This window comes from Cellulophaga sp. (assembly GCF_039943695.1).
Taxonomy (GTDB): domain Bacteria; phylum Bacteroidota; class Bacteroidia; order Flavobacteriales; family Flavobacteriaceae; genus Cellulophaga.
The window spans coordinates 1-3,653 of sequence record NZ_JBDVAA010000206.1; the positions used below are offsets into that span (position 1 = coordinate 1).

Genomic DNA, 3,653 nt, shown 5'->3' on the forward strand with positions numbered 1-3,653 from the left:
TTTCTAAGTCTAATAATTTATAAGCTCCTCTAATTAATTTAGCAGAACCAGGCTCTTCTAAACCTAAATCCTCTAAAAACATTTGGCGCTCATCATAACTATCTAATTCAGTAATATCTGCCTCTGTACCAACTGCTAAAAAAATAACTTCTGCATTTTCTTTTGCAACAGCTGCTCTTACTTTCTCTACATATTCATTACCATTAACAGCTCCTTCTTCATCTACGTTACAAACATACATTACTGGCTTATCTGTAATAAACTGTAATGGCTTTACAAATTCTAAATGATCTTTTTCATCAACCTCTATGGCTCTAACAGAAACACCAGCTTCTAAACCTTCTTTTAACTTTAAAAGAACAGCTTCTTCTTTCTGAGCCTCTTTATTACCTGTCTTAGCTGTACGCTTAACCTTTTCTAATTTTTTATCTACAGTTTCCAAATCTTTTAACTGCAACTCCATATCTATGGTTTCTTTATCTCTAATAGGATCTACAGAACCATCTACATGCACTATATTATCATCATTAAAACAACGTAACACATGCAAAATAGCATCAGTCTCACGTATATTCCCTAAAAACTGATTTCCTAAACCTTCACCTTTACTAGCACCTTTAACAAGACCTGCAATATCTACAATCTCTACAGTTGCTGGTAAAACACGCTCTGGGTCTACCAATTCTTCTAATTTTTGTAATCTTGAGTCTGGTACATTCACCACCCCAATATTAGGCTCTATAGTACAAAACGGAAAGTTTGCACTTTGCGCTTTTGCATTAGATAAACAATTAAAAAGGGTAGATTTCCCCACGTTTGGCAATCCAACAATACCTGCTTTCATTTCTAATTCTATTTTAGTGCCGCAAATATACCATTTATAAATTTTGAAGAACAAATAAAACGTTTTTTGATTACCTTTAGATTTATAAAAACCTAAATATCAATCTATATGAAAAAAAAATGCATTCTTATTTTAAGCCTTTTATGCTTCTCGTTCGCGTTTAGTCAATCTACAATTACAGGTACTGTAGTAGATGATGAAGGAGCACCACTAGCCGGAGTAAATATTCTTGAAAAAGGTACTACAAACGGAACATCTACAGATTTTGATGGAAAATACAGTATAGAAACACAAGCAAGCGCTACACTAGTATTTAGCTATATTGGCTTTAACACACAAGAAATTAGCACCTCTGGAAAAACAACTATTAACGTAACCCTGTCTGAGGGTATGCTTTTAGACGAAATACAACTAGTTGGTTCTAGAAGCCCTAAGCGTACTGCAACAGATACCGCAGTACCTATTGATGTTTTAGATGTTGCTGAAATTGCTTCTAATACAGGCAAAGTAGAAGTTAACGATATATTACAATACGCTGCTCCTTCTTTTAATGCCACTAAACAGTCTGGTTCTGATGGTGCAGACCACATTGTACCTGCTAGCTTAAGAGGGTTAGGTCCAGACCAAACTCTTGTTTTGATTAACGGCAAAAGAAGACATCAATCTTCTTTAGTAAACATTTTTGGTACTAGAGGTCGTGGTAATTCTGGTACAGATTTAAACGCAATTCCTGCTTCCGCTATTAAAAGAATTGAAGTTTTAAGAGATGGAGCTTCTGCACAGTACGGTTCTGATGCCATTGCTGGGGTAATTAATATTGTATTAAAAAATAATACAAACGGATTTTCTGGTGGAATTACTTACGGAGCATACAGCACTGCTATTGGAGATGGTTGGGCAGAAGAATCTGGAGAAACACTTTTTAATGTTGAAGGAGAAAACAGATTAGATGGAAAAAACAAAAATTTTGATGGTGAAACTACCAAAATAGACCTTAACTACGGTATGGCTCTTGGAGAAAATGGTGGCTTCTTTAACGTAACAACCGAATTCTTATCAAAAGAAAAAACACTTAGACCTGGTTTTAGCTGGAGAAAAGGGTATGGTGGTGCTGCTATTGATGGATTTAACTTTATGATTAATTCTGCTGTCCCTATTGATGAAAATACAGAAGTATATGCTTTTGGAGGTAGAAACTACAGAGATACCAATGCAAATGCTTTTTCTAGAGATGGCTTTGCCGATGGTGACAATAGAGCTGTTCCAAGTTTGTACCCAGACGGATTTACACCTCAGATTACATCTCTAATTACAGATGTTTCTGTTTCTGCTGGTGTTAGAAGTAAAACTAAAAATGGTTGGAATGTAGATTTCAACAACACTTACGGCAAAAACAACTTTCATTATTTTGTAAAAAACACTAATAATGCCTCAATGAAAGATGCTTCTCCTACAGATTTTGATGCAGGTGGACATTACCTTTCTATGAACACTACTGGATTAGAACTTAATAAGTATTTTGAAGATGTTGCAGCTGGCTTAAATGTAGCTTACGGATTTGAATATCGAACAGAGAACTTTGGAATTTTTTCTGGCGAAGAATCCTCTTACTCTCAATATGACGGCACTGGAGCTATTAATGATCCTTACGATGATATTATTAGAGATGAAAATGGAAGTCCCGTTTTAGATAGTAACAACCAGCCAACACCTAACTCAAATAAAGATTTGCTTCCTGCAGGACCAGGTAGTTCACAAGGTTTTCCTGGTTACAGTCCTGCAAATGAAGTTGACCGTAGCAGAACAAATTATGGTATTTATGTAGACTCCGAGTTAAATGTTACTGACGAGTTTATGGTTGGTGGCGCTCTGCGTTATGAGAATTATAGTGATTTTGGCAACACATTTAACTTTAAACTAGCAAGTAGATATAAAGTAAGTGACAATTTAGCTTTTAGAGGTTCTGTTTCTACTGGTTTTAGAGCGCCTTCTTTAGCGCAACTATACTACAACTTAATATTTACAAACATTGTAGCTGGTAGGTCTGTACCATCTTTATTATCTGCAAATAACAGCACTGTAACAAAAGCATTTAGAATTGGACAGTTAAATGAAGAAAAAGCTTTTAATGCTAGCTTAGGATTTACCTATACAAATGGTGGTTTTTCCGCAACTATAGATGCATATTCTATTGCTGTAGATGATCGTATTATTTTAACTGATAACTTTACAGACCAAGCCGTATTAGGCCCTTTGGGTGTAGATGCCGCTCAGTTTTTTGCTAATGGCGTAGATACTAGAACCACTGGTTTAGACATTGTACTTAACTACACCACTACTGTTGGTGCAAACGGAAAAGCTAGTATTGGCTTAATTGGTAACTTTAATGACTTAGAGGTAAAAGAAATACACAATGGTAATTTAAATGAATTTACATTCTTTGGTCCTTTTTCTCAAGCTTATTTAGAAGCTGCTGCACCAGATTATAAGTTTGGACTTAACCTTGGATACACAAACTCTAAATTTAATGCACAAGCTACTTTAACACAGTTTAGCGAGGTTGAACTACAAGATTTTCAGTGGGTAGACACACCTGCCACTACACAAGCAGAAGCAGATTTGCTTTACCCTGTAGCTACAGATATTTATGAAGCTGCTCTTGTTGTAGATTTAAGTGTTGGTTATGAATTTTGCAAGAACTTAAAACTTACTGTTGGCGCTAACAACTTATTTAATGAGTACCCTACTCCACAATTTGATACATGGACAGATCAAGGTGGTTTAGCAGATTCTGTACAAATGGGATCTG

At 35.5% G+C, this 3,653-nt stretch carries 2 protein-coding genes; one reads left to right on the forward strand and one right to left on the reverse strand.

Going from position 1 to position 3,653, the window contains the following annotated elements; genetic code table 11:
• The coding region (ychF, locus tag ABJD66_RS14870; RefSeq protein ID WP_348133058.1) for a redox-regulated ATPase YchF at positions 1-844 on the reverse strand (844 nt) is incomplete at its 3' end.
• A 108-nt stretch (positions 845-952) separates the two neighbouring features.
• Between ychF and ABJD66_RS14875 the strand changes: the two genes are divergently transcribed.
• The coding region (locus tag ABJD66_RS14875; protein WP_348133055.1) for a TonB-dependent receptor at positions 953-3,653 on the forward strand (2,701 nt) is incomplete at its 3' end.